Consider the following 16,385-nt stretch of genomic DNA (forward strand, 5'->3'; position numbering starts at 1 on the left):
GGCCACGGGAAGGGAAAGGGCAGTGGACCATACGGCCAAGAGGGGGACGGGCAGCTCATGGTGACCCAGGATCAGGAAGTGACGACGCGTCGGCGGGAGTGCGGCGGGGGGCTGCCGGACCTGTCCGGACTGGATCTGGCCGGGCTGCGCGGGATCGGGCACCCGGTGCTCGCCGAGGTGATCGAAGGCCTGGTGGAGCGGGTCACGCACCCCGCCGAGATCCTCAACGCCTTCGACTCGGGGGTGGTGTGAGCGAGGGGAGTTGACCACTTTCCGCCGTTAGTCCGGCTCGTCCGCAGGGCAGGGATGGACCGTCCGCCGGGGTACCTCCGGGACGGCGGCGGGGGAGGGAGGCACAGGCCGATGACGCGAGCGACCACCAACGACCCCGTGCTGCCTACCCACCGCACACCCCCACCAAGGCCGACCCCGAGCGACCCCACTCACCGCCCACCCCCGCCGAGGGCGGCCGCGGGCGACCCGCATCCGCACGACGCGCACCGGCCGCCCCCGCCGGGAGCGGACCTGCGTGACCATGCGCACCGGCTGCCCCCTGCGGCAGCGGACCCGAGTCTGGGCGACCGCGCGCAGCGGACGCCGTCGGCAGGAGCGGGTTCCGGCAGCCCGCAGCCGCGGCATGCGGCCTGGGCGCCGGCGCCGGGCGCGGAGCCGGAGGACCCGCACGTGCGGAACGCGCCCTGGCCGTACGCGCGGCTCGATGTGGGCGCCCTGCGCGCCGCCGGGCAGTTCGGTTTCCCCGTGCGGCAGTTCGTGCTCAAGACGCACAGCCGCTGCAACCTCGCCTGCACCTACTGCTACGTCTACGAAATGGCCGACCAGTCCTGGCGCGAGCGCCCCGCCGTGATGTCCGCCGCCACCGTCCGCCGCGCCGCCGAGCGGATCGCCGAGCACGCCGCCGCCCACCGGCTCACCCGCGTCGACCTCGTCCTGCACGGCGGTGAGCCGCTGCTGAGCGGGCCCGCCGCGCTCGCCGCGCCCGTCGAGGCGGTACGGGCCGCCGTCGCCCCCGGCACCCGGGTCACCGCCACCGTCCAGACCAACGCCACCCTCCTCACCCGAGGCCGGCTCGCCGCGCTCACCGCCGCCGGCATCCGCGTCGGCGTCAGCCTCGACGGCGGCCTGCCCGCGCACAACGCCCGCCGCGCCGACCACGCCGGACGCCCCGGGTTCGCGGCCGCGGCGCGCGGGCTGCGGCTGCTCGCCCAGAGCCCCGACGGCTACGCGGGCGTGCTCTGCGTCGTCGACCTCGCCCAGGACCCCGTCGAGGTGTACGAGTCGCTCCTCGACTTCGCCCCGCCCGCCATCGGCCTGCTCCTGCCCCTGGCCAACTGGAGCGACCCGCCGCCCGCCCACTCCCCGCACGCGACCCCGTACGCCGACTGGCTGCTCGCCGTCTTCGAACGCTGGTGGCACGACGGGGTGCACCGCACCCGGATACGGATCTTCGAGGAGATCATCGCCCTGCTGCTCGGACTGCCCACCGCCACCGAAACCCTCGGCCTGGCCCCCGCCACCACCGCCGTCATCGAGACGGACGGCAGCATCGAACAGGCCGATTCGCTGAAATCCGCCTACGAAGGCGCCGCCGCGACCGGCCTCCACATCGACACCGACGGCTTCGACCGGCTCCTGGACCACCCCGGGTTCGCCGCCCGCCAGCTCGGGCGGGACGCCCTCGCCGCCGACTGCCGCGCCTGCGAACTCGTCGAAGTGTGCGGCGGCGGACACTACCCGCACCGCTACCGCGCCGGTGAGGGGTTCCGCCGGCCCTCCGTGTACTGCGCCGACCTCCAGGCCCTCATCCGGCACGTCGCGCGCGCCCTGCACACGGCCGCCCTCGCCGACCGGCCCCCGCAGCCGGCCGCCGTCACCGGGCGGTCCGCCTCATGAGCGAAGCCCAGACCACCCTCGCCCCGTTCGCCGTCAGCGCCCCGACCCTGCGCGCCCTCGCCTCCACGGAACCCTCGCCCGAAGGCACCCGGCTCGTGCGCGACGTACGCCGCTCCAAGCGGCTGCTCCTGCTGCGCGCCGTACTCGACCGGGCCCCCGGCGCCGAGGCCGCCGAGCACTGGGCGCTGCTGGAGGAAGCCGAACGGCACGACCCCGGCGCGGTGCGGGACGTGCTGCACTACCCCGCCACCGGGGTGTGGGCCGAGGAGACCCTGCGCCGCCTGCACGCGCCGGACGGGCCCCCCGCCGACCTCGGGCACCTCGGCGCGCTCGCGGCCGCCGCCGCGCTGCGCGCCGGGATCACCTTCAAGGTCACCCTGCGCCCCGCGGGCGGCCGGCTCGTGCTGCCGACCCTCGGGCTGCTGCGACCCGACCGGCCCGGCCTGCTCGCCGTCACCGAGCGGTCCTGGGCCACGGCCCCCGACCCCCTGCCGCTGCACGCCCTGCCCGACGGCCGTACCGCCCTCGACGACCTCGACCCCTACCGCGCCCCCGCCCGCGAGGATTCCGCCCACGTGCGCCCCGCCCGGCGGCTCACCCCCAAGGGGCACAAGCGCTGGGACACCCAGTGGTCCGGCGCCCTCACCCTGCTGCGGCGCTACGACTCCACCCGCGCGGACGAGATCGGCCGCCTGCTGCGCTCCGTCGTCCCCCTGGCCGGCGGTTCCCGCTCCAGCGGCGCGACCCTGCCCGCCGCCGCCGGGTCCGTCATGGCCCGGGCGCAGGCCCCGCCCGCCCTGGCCGCCACCCTCGTCCACGAGGTCCAGCACGGGAAACTCGCCGCCCTCGCCGACGTCCTTACCCTGCACACCGCCGACCGCGCGCCCCGCCACTGGGCCCCCTGGCGCAGCGACCCCCGGCCGCTCGACGGGCTGGTGCACGGCGCGTACGCCCACCTGGCCCTCGCCGGCTACTGGCAGCGCGCCGCCCTCTACGGGGCCCGCGGCGCCTGGGCCCGGCACGCACGGCTGCGCGCCCAAGTGGCGGCCGTCCTGCCCGCCATCCGGGCCCACCCCCAACTGACCGCTACGGGGCGGGAGTTCGCCGATGCGATGGCCGAGGCGGAGCGGGCCATGGACGAACTGCCACCGCCCGGCGACCAGCACGCCACCGCCCGCCGGACCCTGGAGCGGGAACGCCGCGCCTGGTGCGAGAAGCATCCCGAACTCGCCGAGTTCACCGGTTGCTGAGGGGCCCTCACGGCCCGTCCGTTGCGGTACCTTTTCAACCCCGTCCACCGCCCGGTTCCAGGGAGACGGCCGCATGACCACCGGTATTCGGCAGGACCGAGACGGAGCGGCACAGCCGCCGCAGCGCTTCGTCATCAGCTTCGCGGGATTCAACCGCCCCTGGGCCGTGTGGATCGCGCACCGCCTGGAGGAGCACGGCCACCGCGTGGCCCTCCAGCGCTGGGACCCGCAGACCAGCCCGGGGGTCACCGAAGCCCTCGACGACCTGGCCCGGGCCGGGGGCAAGGTCCTCGTCGTCCTCAGCGAACGCTACTTCTCCGCCGGCACCCACACCGAGGAGGAGTGGAACGCGGCCCTGCGCACCGTCACCGAGCACCACCCCGACCGGTTCGCCGCCGTCTGCCTCACCGACGCCCCGCTGCCGAGCGCCGTGGCCGCCCTGGAGAAGACCGACCTGTGGGGGCTGGACGCCTACGAGGCCGAGTACCGGGTGCTGCGCCGGCTGGAGCTGCCCACCGACCGGATCGGCATCGAGAGCGGCCGCCGTGGGCCCCGCTTCCCCAACGACCCGCCCGAGATCTGGGGCCGGGTGCCGCGCCGCAACCCGCGCTTCACCGGCCGCAACGACGTCATCGGCCGCCTGCGCGCCGCCCTCACCGAAGCCCCGCCCGGGGCGTCGACCGTCACCCTGCTCGGCCTGTCCGGGGTGGGCAAGACGCAGGTGGCCACCGAGTACGCCTACCGGTTCGCCTCCGAGTACGACGTGGTGTGGTGGGTCCCGGCCGAGGACCGGCCGACCCTGCGCGAGCGGCTCGCCGACCTGGCGCCCGCGCTCGGCCTGCCCCGGGGCGCCGGCAGCTACGGCGAGCAGATCCGGGCGGTGCTGGAAGCGCTGCGGCGCGGGAACCCGTACTACCGCTGGCTGCTGGTCTTCGACGGCTGCGACAACCCCGACGACCTCACCGACCTGCTTCCCTCCGGGGCCGGAGACGTGATCATCACCTCCCGCAACCGCGAATGGGCGGCCCGCCACACCAGCCTCGTCGAAGTCCCGCTGTACGCGCGCCCCGAGTCGGTGACCTTCATCCGGCGCCGGGCCGGACGCCTCACCGCGGCCGAGGCCGACCAGCTCGCCGAGGCGCTGGAGGACTACCCGCTCGCCCTCGACCAGACCGCCGGCTGGCTCGCCGACTCACCGATCGGCGTCGGCGAGTACCTGCACCTGTTGCAGAGCCGGCTCGACTCCCACGAGGCCGTCACCCTCTCCGACGACTACCCGCTGCCCTTCCCCACCGCCCTGGCCATACTCCTGAACAACGTACGGGAGAACTTCCCCGACGCACTCGCCCTGCTGAGGCTGTTCGTGTTCTTCGCCCCCGGCCGGGTCCCGCTGCGGCTGCTGAGCGAGTTCCCCGCGGACGACGTACCCGAGCAGCTCGCCGGGCTGATCAACGACCAGATCCGGTGGAACGCCGCCCTCAACAAACTCGTGCAGTTCTCCGTCGTCCGGCTGGAGTACTCCGACCTGGCCGTCGAGGAGGGCGGCGGCCTGGAGACCGTGCAACTGCACCGCATGGTCCACAACATCGTCCGCGGGGACCTCGGCGACGACGAAGCCGAGGAACTGTCCCGCGTCGTACGCCAGGTCCTCGCCGCCGCCGACCCGGGCCGTCCCTCCGACTCCCGCCTGTGGCCCCGCTACGCCGAACTCATCCCCCACCTGGAACCCGCCGGGGTCCTGCGCAGCTCCAACCCGCGCATCCAGAACTTCCTGCTGCACTGCATGCGCTACCTGCTGCGCGCCGGGGAGTACCGCACCTGCCTGCGGCTCGCCGAGGAGACCGACGGGATCTGGCGGACCATGCTCGGCGAGGACCACGACCAGGTCCGCGAGCTCAGCTACCACTACGGCAGCGCCCTGCGCATGCTCGGCCACTTCCGCCAGGCGGAGACCCTCGCCAGGGCCCGGGCGGAGCGACTCGTCGCCGAACGCGGCCCCCGCGACCTCGAATCGCTGCGCGCCACCAGCTCGTACGCCGGCGTCCTGCTCAACACCGCCAAGTTCGAGCAGGCCCGCGACCTGCTGGAACACGCCTTCACCAGCTACCGCGAACTGCTCGGCGAGGACGACGCCACCACCCTCGCCGCACAGAACAACGTCGCCGTCGCCCTGCGCCTCCTCGGGCGCTACCAGGAGGCCTACGACACCGACCTCGACACCCTGCGGCGCCGCGAACGGGTCCTGCGCGTACGGCACATCGCCACCCTGTCGTCCGGGATCGGCTGCGCGATGGGCCTGCGCCTGATGGGCCGCTACCGGGAGGCACTGGCCCGCCAGGAGCAAGGCCTCAAGGTCAACGCCCAGGTCCTGGGCACCAACCACCCGCAGACCCTGCGCGCCGAACACAACCTGGGCATGTGCCTGCGCCGCTCTGGCGACATCCCGGGCGCCGGGGCCCGGCTGCGCAGCGTGCTGGAACGCTCGACGCGGGTGTTCGGCGCGGAATTCCCCTGGACCCTGATGGTCGCCTCCGACTACGCCACCTACCTGCGCGAGTACGGCGACGTCGACGAGGCCCGCCGGATCTCGGAGGACGTCGTACGGGGCTACCAGTCGCAGCTGGGCCTGGCCCACCCGTACAGCATCGGCACCGTCGGCAACCTCGGGCTCGTCCTGAGGGCGCAGGGCGAGCGGGCGGAGGCGCTGAGCCTGGCGGAGCAGGCGCTGGTCGGGATGCGGGGCGCGCTGGGCGACCGGCACCCCTGGACGCTGGGCTGCGCGCTCAACGCCACCGGCCACCGGAACATCACCGGGCGGCTGGAGGACGCGGTGGACCTCAGCCGGGAGACCCTGCGGGGGGCGGAACAGGTGCTGGGCCCGGACCACCCCATGACGCTGAGCGCGCAGATCGCCCTGGCGGCGGACCTGAGGGCGGTACGCGAGGACGCGGAGGCGGCGAAGCACGAGGAAGCGGGCCTCAAGGCCCTCACCCGCACCCTGGGCGCCCAACACGTCCACACGGTCTCGGCCCGCCAGCAAACCCGCCCGTACTGGGACTTCGAACCCCAGCCGTAACCCTGGCCGGGCCGCCCCGGCCCCGCGGGCCGTCCCAGCCCCGTCGGCGGGGCCGGACGTGGTCGGCGGAGCCGGAAAGGGCCGAAGGCCCGGCCCCCCCGGGTGGGGGGCCGGGCCTTCGGCCTTGGGGCCGGTCGGGGCGGTTACGCCTCGAAGACCTCGTTCAGCAGGAGCTGCTGCTCCGCCTGGTGGCGCTTCGCGGAGCCCACCGCCGGGGACGAGCCGTGCGGGCGCGAGATGCGCCGCAGGCGTTCGCCCGCCGGGATGTCCGCGCCGACCGCCAGGTCGAGGTGGTCGATCAGGTTCAGCGCGATGAACGGCCACGCACCCTGGTTCGCCGGCTCCTCCTGCGCCCAGATGTACTTCGCCGCGTTCGGGAACTTCGCGATCTCCGCCTGGAGCTCCGCACCCGGCAGCGGGTACAGCCGCTCGATGCGGATGATCGCCGTGTCCGTGATGCCGCGCTTCTCCCGCTCGGCCTCCAGGTCGTAGTAGACCTTGCCCGCGCAGAAGACGACCTTGCGGACCGCGTTCGGGTCCACCGTGCTGTCGCCGATGACCGGACGGAACGAACCGCTCGTGAACTCCTCCGCCTTCGACGCCGCCGCCTTGAGACGCAGCATCGACTTCGGCGTGAAGACGATCAGCGGCTTGTGGTGCGGGTTGTGGACCTGCCAGCGCAGCAGGTGGAAGTAGTTCGACGGCAGGGTCGGCATCGCGACCGTCATGTTGTCCTGCGCGCACATCTGCAGGAAGCGCTCCGGGCGGGCGGACGAGTGGTCCGGGCCCTGGCCCTCGTAGCCGTGCGGGAGCAGGAGCGTGACGCCGGAGGTCTGGCCCCACTTCTGCTCGGCCGAGGAGATGAACTCGTCGACGACGGTCTGCGCGCCGTTGACGAAGTCACCGAACTGCGCCTCCCACAGGACGAGCGCGTCCGGACGGGCCAGCGAGTAGCCGTACTCGAAGCCCATGGCCGCGTACTCGGAGAGCAGCGAGTCGTAGACGTTGTAGCGGGCCTGGTCCTCCGACAGGTACTGCAGCGGGGTGTAGTCCTCGCCCGTCTCCCGGTCGATGAGGACCGCGTGGCGCTGGCCGAACGTGCCGCGGCGGGAGTCCTGGCCCGACAGGCGGACCGGGGTGCCCTCCATCAGCAGCGAACCGAAGGCGAGGGTCTCGCCCATGCCCCAGTCGATGGTGCCCTCGTCGATCATCGCCGCGCGGCGCTGGAGCTGCGGCAGCAGACGCGGGTGGACGGTGACGTTCTCCGGGATGTTGACCTGCGCCTCGGCGATCCGCTTGACGACCTCCTGGGAGACCGCGGTGTTCACCGGAACCGGGAACTGCTGCTGCGCGACCGGGGCCGGCGTGCCGATCGCGGGCTGCGTGGCGGCCTCGCGGACCTCCGCGAAGACCTTCTCCAGCTGGCCCTGGAAGTCCTGGAGCGCCTGCTCGGCCTCTTCCAGCGTGATGTCGCCGCGACCGATGAGGGACTCGGTGTACAGCTTGCGCACCGAACGCTTCTTGTCGATCAGGTCGTACATCAGCGGCTGCGTGAACGCCGGGTTGTCGGACTCGTTGTGGCCGCGACGGCGGTAGCAGATGAGGTCGATGACCACGTCCTTGTTGAACGCCTGACGGAACTCGAAGGCGAGCCGCGCGACGCGGACCACGGCCTCCGGGTCGTCACCGTTCACGTGGAAGATCGGCGCCTCGATCATGCGGGCCACGTCGGTGGCGTACATGGACGAACGCGAGGACTCCGGGGCGGCGGTGAAGCCGACCTGGTTGTTGATGACGACGTGGACCGTGCCGCCGGTGCGGTAGCCGCGCAGCTGCGACATGTTCAGCGTCTCGGCGACGACGCCCTGGCCGGCGAAGGCCGCGTCGCCGTGCAGCGCCAGGGGCAGGACGGTGAAGTCCGTGCCGCCCTTGTTGATCACGTCCTGCTTGGCGCGGGCGACACCCTCCAGGACCGGGTCGACGGCCTCCAGGTGCGAGGGGTTCGCGACGAGCGAGACCTTGATCTGCTCACCGTCCAGGCCCGTGAAGGTGCCCTCGGCGCCCAGGTGGTACTTGACGTCACCGGAGCCGTGCATCGACTTCGGGTCGAGGTTGCCCTCGAACTCGCGGAAGATCTGCGCGTAGGACTTGCCGACGATGTTCGCGAGGACGTTCAGACGGCCGCGGTGGGCCATGCCGATGACGACCTCTTCGAGGCGGGCCTCGGCGGCCGAGTCGATGACGGCGTCCAGCAGCGGGATGACGGACTCGCCGCCCTCCAGGGAGAAGCGCTTCTGGCCGACGTACTTCGTCTGCAGGAACGTCTCGAAAGCCTCCGCCGCGTTCAGGCGGCGCAGGATGCGCAGCTGCTCCTCGCGCTCCGGCTTGGAGTGCGGGCGCTCGATGCGGTCCTGGATCCACTTGCGCTGCTTGGGGTCCTGGATGTGCATGAACTCGACGCCGGTGGTGCGGCAGTACGAGTCGCGCAGCACGCCGAGGATGTCGCGCAGCTTCATCATCGACTTGCCGGAGAAGCCGCCGACCGCGAACTCGCGCTCCAGGTCCCACAGGGTGAGGCCGTGCTCGGTGATGTCGAGGTCGGGGTGCTTGCGCTGCTTGTACTCCAGCGGGTCGGTGTCGGCCATGACGTGGCCGCGGACCCGGTAGGAGTGGATCAGCTCGAAGACGCGGGCGGCCTTGGTGACGTCGTCGTCGTGGGAGGCGTCGATGTCCCGCAGCCAGCGGACCGGCTCGTAGGGGATGCGCAGCGCCTCGAAGACGTCGTCGTAGAAGCCGTTCTCGCCGAGCAGCAGGTTCGCGACGATGCGCAGGAACTCGCCGGAGGCCGCGCCCTGGATGACCCGGTGGTCGTAGGTCGAGGTCAGGGTCATGACCTTGGAGATGCCCAGCTTGTTCAGGGTGTCCTGCGAGGTGCCCTGGAACTCGGCGGGGTAGTCCATCGAGCCGACGCCCATGATGACCGACTGACCGGGCATCAGGCGCGGCACGGAGTGGACGGTGCCCAGTCCGCCGGGGTTGGTCAGCGAGACGGTGACGCCGGTGAAGTCGTCCATCGTCAGCTTGCCGACGCGGGCGCGGCGGACGATGTCCTCGTACGCCTGCCAGAACTCGAAGAAGTTGAGGGTCTCGGCCTTCTTGATGCCGGCGACGACGAGCTGCCGGTCGCCGTTGGCCTTCACCAGGTCGATCGCGAGGCCGAAGTTCACGTGCTCCGGCTTGACCAGGGTCGGCTTGCCGTCCTTCTCCGCGAAGGAGTAGTTCATGGACGGCATGGCCTTGATGGCCTGCACCATCGCGTAGCCGATGAGGTGGGTGAAGGAGATCTTCCCGCCCCGGGCGCGCTTGAGGTGGTTGTTGATGACGATGCGGTTGTCGAACAGCAGCTTCACCGGGACGGCGCGGACGGACGTGGCCGTCGGGACGTCGAGGGAGGCATTCATGTTCTTGGCGACGGCCGCAGCCGGACCGCGGAGCGTCACCAGCTCGGGCCCCGCGGGGGCCTCGGCGGTGGGCGCGGACTTCTGCGCGGCGACCGGAGCGGCGGCCTGAGGGGCGGGCTTCGCGGCCGGTGCGGCGGCCGGGGCCTGGGAGGTGACAGTCACAGCAGGGGCACCAGAGGGGGTGGCAGGAGCAGGGGCAGGAGCTGACACGGGCGCGGCGGCGGCAGGGGCTCCGGTGGAGCCGGTGTTCGCCACGGGGGGTGCGGCGCTCGCCGCCCCCGTGGCGGCTGCGACGTCGGCCCGCGGGACCTCGGCGGGGACGGTGGCGGCGGCCTGTGCGGAGGCGCCGTCCGTCGTCGTGGACTTCTCGGGACCATCCGCCTTCACGGGAGCGGCAGCGCCCCCCGGCTTGTAGTCGGCGAAGAAGTCCCACCAGGCCCGGTCGACCGAGTTGGGGTCCTGGAGGTACTGCTGATAGATCTCGTCGACGAGCCACTCGTTGGCACCGAAGCCTGAGGCAGGGGTCTTCCCGCCCTCTGCTGCTTCGGTCGTGGTGCTCGGGTTACTGGGGGACTGTGGCGACACGGCGGCAACCGCCCTCTTCCGCTTCACAAGGTATGGACAGCGGGAATAAAGGCTACGCCTCCCGGACGGGGTGATGCAGGCCGGGCGGGACTTACGTCGCGCAGGTCACATCGAACGGCGGGTTTCACGGCCGGGAATGGCGGGAAACAAGCGTGGTTCGGGTAGGGGGCACCGAGGTTGCGGCCCCCTTGGCTTCGCACCCCTTACGACCCCTGCCTGGTGTGGCCGAGATCATGTCTTCTCCCACTCGAACCCTACGTCAACGCGACGCCCGGGAGCTGCCCGGAAGCGTGACGAGGATGCGGCAGCCCCGTGACGATTCGGCCACGCGGATGTCCCCTCCGTGCAGGCCGACGGCCCAGCGGGCGATCGCCAGACCCAGCCCGGTACCGCCGTCGCCGCCGCCCGCGCTGCCCCGGTTGAACCGCTCGAAGACCCTGTGGCGTTCCTCTTCCGGGATTCCAGGGCCCTCGTCCCGGACCTCGACCACCAGGCTCCCGGGCGCGTCGCCGGGCCGGGCGCGGACCGTGACCCGCCCGTGCGGGGGGCTGTGCTTGACCGCGTTGTCGATCAGGTTCGCCACCACCTGGTGCAGCCGCTCCGTGTCCGCGTACGCGGTCAGACCCGAGGGGTGCACGTCCAGGTGGAGGTGGACGTCGTTGCGGGTGTGGCCGCCCGAACCCGTGGCCAGCCCCGGCCGCCCGGCCGCCGCGAGCCCCGACTCCTTGAGGACCCCGGACAGGTACGGCCACACCTCGAAGCGGCGCGCCCGCAGCGGCACCACCCCGTTGTCCACCCGGGACAGGTCCAGCAGGGTCTCCACGAGCCGGCCCAGCCGCTCGGTCTGCTTGAGCGCCGTCCGCATGGTCTCCGGATCGGCCTGCGAGACCCCGTCGACCACGTTCTCCAGCACCGCGCGCAGCGCCGAGATCGGCGTGCGCAGCTCGTGCGAGACGTTGGCGACGAGTTCCTTGCGGTGGCGGTCCACCGCCTCCAGGTCGTCCGCCATCAGGTTGATCGTCGAGGCGAGGTCGCCCAGCTCGTCGCGGCGCCCGGCCCCGCGCACCCGGCGCGTGTAGTCACCGCGGGAGATCGCACCGGCGACCGTCGTCATGTCGTCCAGCGGCGCCGTCAGGCTGTGCGCGACGAACTGTGTGATCAGCATCGAGGCGATCACCGAGAACACGGTGATGAACCGCAGCTCCGTGTCGGTGCGCAGGGCCACCATCAGCAGCCCCGTCGTGATGAACACGGACACCACGACGAGCGAGCCCAGCTTCGTCTTGATCGAGAACGGCGAGAACGGCCGCAGCCCTCCGGCGCGGTCACCGGGGCGGTGTCCGGGCCGGTGCCCGGGGCGCTCCCCCGCTCCGCCGGTGCCGCGTCCCCGACCGGGGCGGGCGCCGCTCACGCCTGGGCCGGGGTCTCCAGGGCGTACCCGACGCCGTGGACCGTACGGATCCGCTCGGCACCGATCTTCCGGCGCAGCGCCTTGATGTGGCTGTCGACCGTACGCGTGCCCGACGCGTCCGCCCAGTCCCACACCTCGGCCAGCAGCTGCTCCCGGGACAGCACCGCGCGCGGCGTCCCGGCCAGGCACACCAGCAGGTCGAACTCGGTCGGCGTCAAGTGCACGTCCTCGGCCTGCACCCGCACCCGGCGCTGCGCGTGGTCGATCTCCAGGTCGCCCAGGCGCAGCGTCGCCCCGCGGGGGGCGGTCGCCGCCTGCGTGGCCCGCTCCACCCGCCGCAGCAGCACGTGGACCCGCGCGGCCAGCTCCCGCATCGAGAACGGCTTCGTCATGTAGTCGTCCGCGCCGACGCCCAGCCCGACCAGCATGTCGGTCTCGTCGTCCCGGGCGGTGAGCATCAGCACCGGCACCGGCCGCTGCGCCTGGACGCGGCGGCAGACCTCCAGCCCGTCGAAGCCGGGCAGCATGACGTCCAGCACCAGCAGCTCGGGCAGCCAGCTCTCGGCCGCCGCGACGGCGGCCGGCCCGTCGTACGCCGTCTGCACCTGGAATCCCTCGGCCCGCAGCCGGGCCGCGATGGCGTCGGCGATGGTGCGGTCGTCCTCGACCACGAGCACGCGCCGCTGGGCACCGGGGGTGGCCGCGGCGCCGCTGTGGGTGGTGTGTGTCTGTTCCATGTCCCGCCCCTGAAGATCCCGCGTGATGGGGTGCAGCGTAGAGGAGGCACCGTTCCGCGGCCATGTGGGGTTCCTACGGACCGCCGCGGGCGTCCGGAACCCGCCGCGCCCGACGTCAGCCTTCGAAGGGCGGCAGCGCGTCCAGCACCTTCGTCAGCGCGGGCGGGACCGAGCCGTCGTCGGTGACCAGCCTGAGCGTGCCGCGCACGAAGGTGTACGTGAACCCGTCGAAGACCGTCCCGCCGCTCTTGGCGGGCCGGGGCGGGTGGGCGAAGTCGGCCTCCTGGACCGCCGTGCGCAGCCTGGTGAGCTGGGCCCCCGAGAGCCGGCCGGCGCCCTCCGGCTCGGCGCGCGCGCCCTGCCGGGTCCAGGCGCCGTCGGAGGTGACGGTCAGGGTGTGCGTCCGGCCGGCGAAGCCGCCGCTGCGGGTGACTGTGACCAGTCTCTCGGTGGCGGCGGGCGGCGGCGAGGGCGCACCCGACTCGGGGGAGGGCGCGCCGGGGCCGGGCGAGGGCAGACTCCCGGCGGCCGACGCCTCCGTGCTGAAAGTGACCAGGGAGTGGTCGGGCCGGGCCAGACCGCATCCGCCCAGGACCACCGCGCCCAGCAGTGCCGCCGCCATCGCCCGGAACGCTCGCACAACCCACCTCCGCTGGAACGGGGGCCGACCCGAACCCCGAGTATGGAGTGCGCACCACCCGCACGGAAGCACCCGGAGGCCGACATCAGCCGCACAGCCCTGTGGCGCGGGCTGCCGCCGCTCCTCGCCGTCGTTCTCGGCCTCTGGGGCCTGGAACGCGGCCCCGGCGGCGGCAGCATGTGGCGCGACGAATCCGTCACCGTCCAAGTCGCGCACCGCCCGCCGGCCGCCCTCGGGGAGCTCCTCGGGCGGGTCGACGCCGTCCACGGGCTGTACTACCTGCTGATGCACGGGGTCTTCGCCCTGTGGGACGGCGGCCTGTGGGCGCTGCGCCTGCCCTCCGTCGCCGCCACCGCCCTGGCCGCCGCCGGGGTGGCCGCGGTGGCGCACCGGCTGGCGGGGCCGAGGGCCGCGGTGATCGCCGGCACCGCCTACGCCCTGCTGCCGCCCGTGCAGATGTACGCCCAGGAGGGGCGCTCGTACGCCCTCGTCGCCTGCGCCGTGGTGTGGGCCACGTACCTGATGCTGGCCGAGCGGTGGGTGGCGTACGCGGTGGTGCTGCTGCTCGGCTGCTGGCTGCACGAGTTCGCGGTACTCGCCCTCCTCGCGCACGGCTGCGCCGCCTGGCGTTCGCGCGGCTGGCGGTGGAGCGCCGCGGCCGTCGTCGCCGCACTGCTGCCGCTGGCCGTCGTCAGTGCCCGGCAGGCGCAGCAGCAGCTCGGCTGGCTCGGGCGGCCGAGCTGGCAGGACTGGACGGCCTACGGGGTGCTCGCGCTCACGGTGGTGCTCCTGGCGCGGGGCGTCCGGGACGAGCGGCGGGCGCTGCGGGTCGCGGTGCCGCTCGCGCTGCTGCCGCCGGGGCTGCTGATGGCGGTCTCCCTGGTGCACCCCTGGTACGTCGACCGGTACGTGCTCTACGCACTGGCCGGGCCGGCGCTGCTGATCGGGCTGCGGCTCGGCCGGGCCGGCGGCGTGCCGGCACGCGCGGTGTGGCCCTGGGTGCTGGCCGGGGCGCTGCTGGTGCCGTGGGGATGGTGGTCGGGGTGGCTGCGGACCCCCGAGAGCCGCAAGGACGACGTGCTGGCGGTGGCCGCCGCCGTCCGGGAGCGGGCCCGGCCGGGGGACGCCGTGCTGTTCATGCCGTCGCGGCGGCGCGAGTGGCTGCTGTCCTCCCCCGGGACGTACGCGCCGCTGCGCGACCTGGCCCTGGCCCGGACCCCGGCGGCCTCGCACAGCCTGTGGGGGACCGAGCTGCCCGCCGGGGAGGTACGGGCCCGGCTGGCCGGGACACCGAGGGTGGTGGCCCTGCTCGACCCGCAGGGGCAGCCGCTGGACCCGTATCCGGCCGAGGCCGCGAAACGGGAGGCGCTGGCGGCCGGGTTCCGGCTGTGCTCGCTCACACAGGTGCGGGGGGCGAGGGTCGCGGTGTACGGGCGCACGGCAGCCGACTGCGGCTGAAAACACCGCGGGGGAGCGGTGGTTGGATGGGCGGCCCTACTGTGCTGGAGGAACCGTATGACCGAGCCCGCTCGCCTTTCCGGACCGCTGATCGGCGTCCGGCAGCTCGCCGCCCGCCTCGGGGAGCCGGGGCTGGTGCTGTTCGACGCCTCCGTCGGCGCGCTGCGCGGCGCGGACCGGCGGATCCCGGGGGCCCGCCCCTTCGACCTCGACGGGGCGCTGTCCGACCACGACGCGCCCGCGCCGCACACGATGCCCGCGGCCACGGTGTTCGAGGAGGCGATGCGGGGCCTCGGGCTCGGCGACTGCGACACGGTGGTCGTGTACGACGGCGCCGGGATCTACTCCAGCGCCCGGGCCTGGTGGATGCTGCGCGCGATGGGCTTCGACCGTGCCGCCGTCCTGGACGGTGGGCTGCCCGCGTGGAGCGCCGCCGGACTGCCGGTGGAGGACACCGGCCCGGCGTACGAGGGCCCGCGCGGCTCCTTCACCGCCCGGCCGCGGCCCGGGCTGCTGGTGGACGCCGCCACCGTGGCCGAGGCCCTGGCGGATCCGGGCGCCGCAGTGCTCGACGCCCGCACCCGGGAGCGGTTCGCGGGCACCGCGCCGGAACCCCGGCCGGGGCTGCGCGGCGGCCACATGCCGGGGGCGGTCAGCCTCCCCTTCGCGGAACTCCAGGGCCCCGGCGGCCTGATGCGGCCCGCGCTGGAACTGCGGGAGGCGTTCCGCACGGCGGCGGGTGAGCGCGAGCGCCTCTACCTCAGCTGCGGCTCGGGGGTGACGGCCTGCGTCCTCGCGCTCGGCGCCGAGCTGGCCGGCTACCGGGAAACGGCCGTCTACGACGGCTCCTGGAGCGAATGGGGCCTCCCCGAGCTTCCCGGCCGGTCCCTGCACCCCGGCCCGTCCCTGCACCGCCCGGTGGTGACGGGGGGTTAACCCCCGGTCCGTCCCGGGTAGCGGCCCCATCGTGGCAGGGGGCGCGGTCCGTCAGACTTGCGGTCATGACCTTCCGCTCCCGCGCCCTCCCCGCCCGACCGGCCCTCGCGTTACCCGCCCTCGCCGCCACGGCCGCACTGCTCCTCACCGGCTGTTCCTTCGGCCGTCTTGTCGAGGGCGGGCAGAAGACGGCGACCGACGACGCCACCGTGACCGAGGCCGTCAACGCCGTCGAGGTGACGGACGGGCGGCACGGCTCCGTCGAGGTCACCCCGGGCAGCGGCCCCGGCGTCACCGTCCACCGCACGGTCCACTACCGCGGTGACACCCGGCCCCGGCCGGTCCAGCAGGTCACGGGGGGTGTGCTCACCTTCGCAGGCGGCTGCGCCGGCACCTGCTACGTCGACTACCGGCTGGAGGTACCCGCCTCGGCGACGGTGAGGCTGCGGACCGACAGCGGTCGCCTCAGCGTCACCGGCGTCGCCGCCGCCGACCTCACCTCCTCCTCGGGTGACGTCAGGGCCGAACGCATCGCCGGCCAACTCAAGATCCGTACCTCGTCGGGCGACATCAGGGCCGCCGGACTGTCCGGCCCGCGGGCCGACGTCCACTCGGACTCGGGCGACGCCCGCCTGGCCTTCGTCACGCCCCCGGCCGCGGTCACCACCGACACCGGCTCGGGTGACCTGACGCTCCGGGTGCCCCGCGCGCCCTACCGGATCGACGCCGCCACCGCCTCCGGCTCCCGTGACATCGCCCTCCCCGCCGATCCGGCGGCCTCGGCGAGCCTCTCGGTGAAGACCACCTCGGGCGATCTGCACCTCTCGGCCGACTGACCCGCGCCACATGTTCGCCCCCGGCGAACTGAGGTTGGGGAACAATGCCGGGCTCCGGGACATTGAGTCGGCATAGCTCAACTT

The 16,385-nt window shown here is 73.6% G+C and carries 11 protein-coding genes; 7 read left to right on the forward strand and 4 right to left on the reverse strand.

The annotated features are described in order from the left end of the window. Positions 1 to 78: 78 nt before the first annotated feature. From fxsA to fxsT, 4 genes are all read left to right on the forward strand, one after another. On the forward strand, positions 79 to 252 hold the full coding sequence (fxsA, locus tag IE207_RS08480; RefSeq protein WP_190183387.1) for an FxSxx-COOH cyclophane-containing RiPP peptide: 174 nt from the start codon (positions 79 to 81) through the stop codon (positions 250 to 252). Between the two features lie 432 nt (positions 253 to 684). Then, positions 685 to 1,911, forward strand: a complete 1,227-nt coding sequence (locus IE207_RS08485; RefSeq protein ID WP_190183388.1) for an FxsB family cyclophane-forming radical SAM/SPASM peptide maturase — start codon at positions 685 to 687, stop codon at positions 1,909 to 1,911. Next, positions 1,908 to 3,161 carry an aKG-HExxH-type peptide beta-hydroxylase gene (locus IE207_RS08490; RefSeq protein ID WP_190183389.1) on the forward strand — a complete coding sequence of 418 codons (1,254 nt, stop codon included), beginning with the start codon at positions 1,908 to 1,910 and terminating at the stop codon, positions 3,159 to 3,161. The genes IE207_RS08485 and IE207_RS08490 overlap by 4 nt, the downstream gene beginning before the upstream one ends. A gap of 73 nt (positions 3,162 to 3,234) precedes the next feature. Continuing rightward, positions 3,235 to 6,237 carry an FxSxx-COOH system tetratricopeptide repeat protein gene (fxsT, locus tag IE207_RS08495; protein WP_190183390.1) on the forward strand — a complete coding sequence of 1,001 codons (3,003 nt, stop codon included), beginning with the start codon at positions 3,235 to 3,237 and terminating at the stop codon, positions 6,235 to 6,237. Between the two features lie 143 nt (positions 6,238 to 6,380). On the opposite strand, the gene IE207_RS08500 is transcribed toward fxsT, so the two are convergent. The 4 genes from IE207_RS08500 to IE207_RS08515 all read right to left on the reverse strand — a co-directional run bounded on the left by IE207_RS08500 (position 6,381) and on the right by IE207_RS08515 (position 13,071). Then, positions 6,381 to 10,283 (reverse strand): multifunctional oxoglutarate decarboxylase/oxoglutarate dehydrogenase thiamine pyrophosphate-binding subunit/dihydrolipoyllysine-residue succinyltransferase subunit, encoded by a 3,903-nt coding sequence (locus IE207_RS08500; RefSeq protein ID WP_190183391.1) that lies wholly within the window; start codon positions 10,281 to 10,283, stop codon positions 6,381 to 6,383. A 259-nt stretch (positions 10,284 to 10,542) separates the two neighbouring features. Next, complete coding sequence (locus IE207_RS08505; protein WP_190183639.1) at positions 10,543 to 11,595, reverse strand: HAMP domain-containing sensor histidine kinase; 1,053 nt, start codon at positions 11,593 to 11,595, stop codon at positions 10,543 to 10,545. Between the two features lie 95 nt (positions 11,596 to 11,690). Then, positions 11,691 to 12,431, reverse strand: coding sequence for a response regulator transcription factor (locus IE207_RS08510; RefSeq protein ID WP_190183392.1), 741 nt, complete (start codon positions 12,429 to 12,431; stop codon positions 11,691 to 11,693). 115 nt (positions 12,432 to 12,546) lie between these two features. Further along, the gene (locus IE207_RS08515; RefSeq protein WP_190183393.1) at positions 12,547 to 13,071 is read right to left on the reverse strand and encodes a hypothetical protein; all 525 of its coding nucleotides are present in this window, start codon (positions 13,069 to 13,071) and stop codon (positions 12,547 to 12,549) included. A gap of 42 nt (positions 13,072 to 13,113) precedes the next feature. On the opposite strand from IE207_RS08515, the gene IE207_RS08520 reads away from it, so the two are divergent. The 3 genes from IE207_RS08520 to IE207_RS08530 all read left to right on the forward strand — a co-directional run bounded on the left by IE207_RS08520 (position 13,114) and on the right by IE207_RS08530 (position 16,301). Next, positions 13,114 to 14,529, forward strand: coding sequence for a glycosyltransferase family protein (locus tag IE207_RS08520; protein ID WP_229873473.1), 1,416 nt, complete (start codon positions 13,114 to 13,116; stop codon positions 14,527 to 14,529). Positions 14,530 to 14,586: 57 nt separating this feature from the next. Then, positions 14,587 to 15,465 (forward strand): sulfurtransferase, encoded by an 879-nt coding sequence (locus IE207_RS08525; protein ID WP_190183394.1) that lies wholly within the window; start codon positions 14,587 to 14,589, stop codon positions 15,463 to 15,465. Between the two features lie 65 nt (positions 15,466 to 15,530). Beyond that, a complete protein-coding gene (locus IE207_RS08530) occupies positions 15,531 to 16,301 on the forward strand; it encodes a DUF4097 family beta strand repeat-containing protein (RefSeq protein ID WP_190183395.1) in 771 nt (256 codons plus the stop codon). Positions 16,302 to 16,385 lie beyond the last annotated feature (84 nt).

Source organism: Streptomyces cirratus, from assembly GCF_014650775.1.
Taxonomy (GTDB): domain Bacteria; phylum Actinomycetota; class Actinomycetes; order Streptomycetales; family Streptomycetaceae; genus Streptomyces; species Streptomyces cirratus.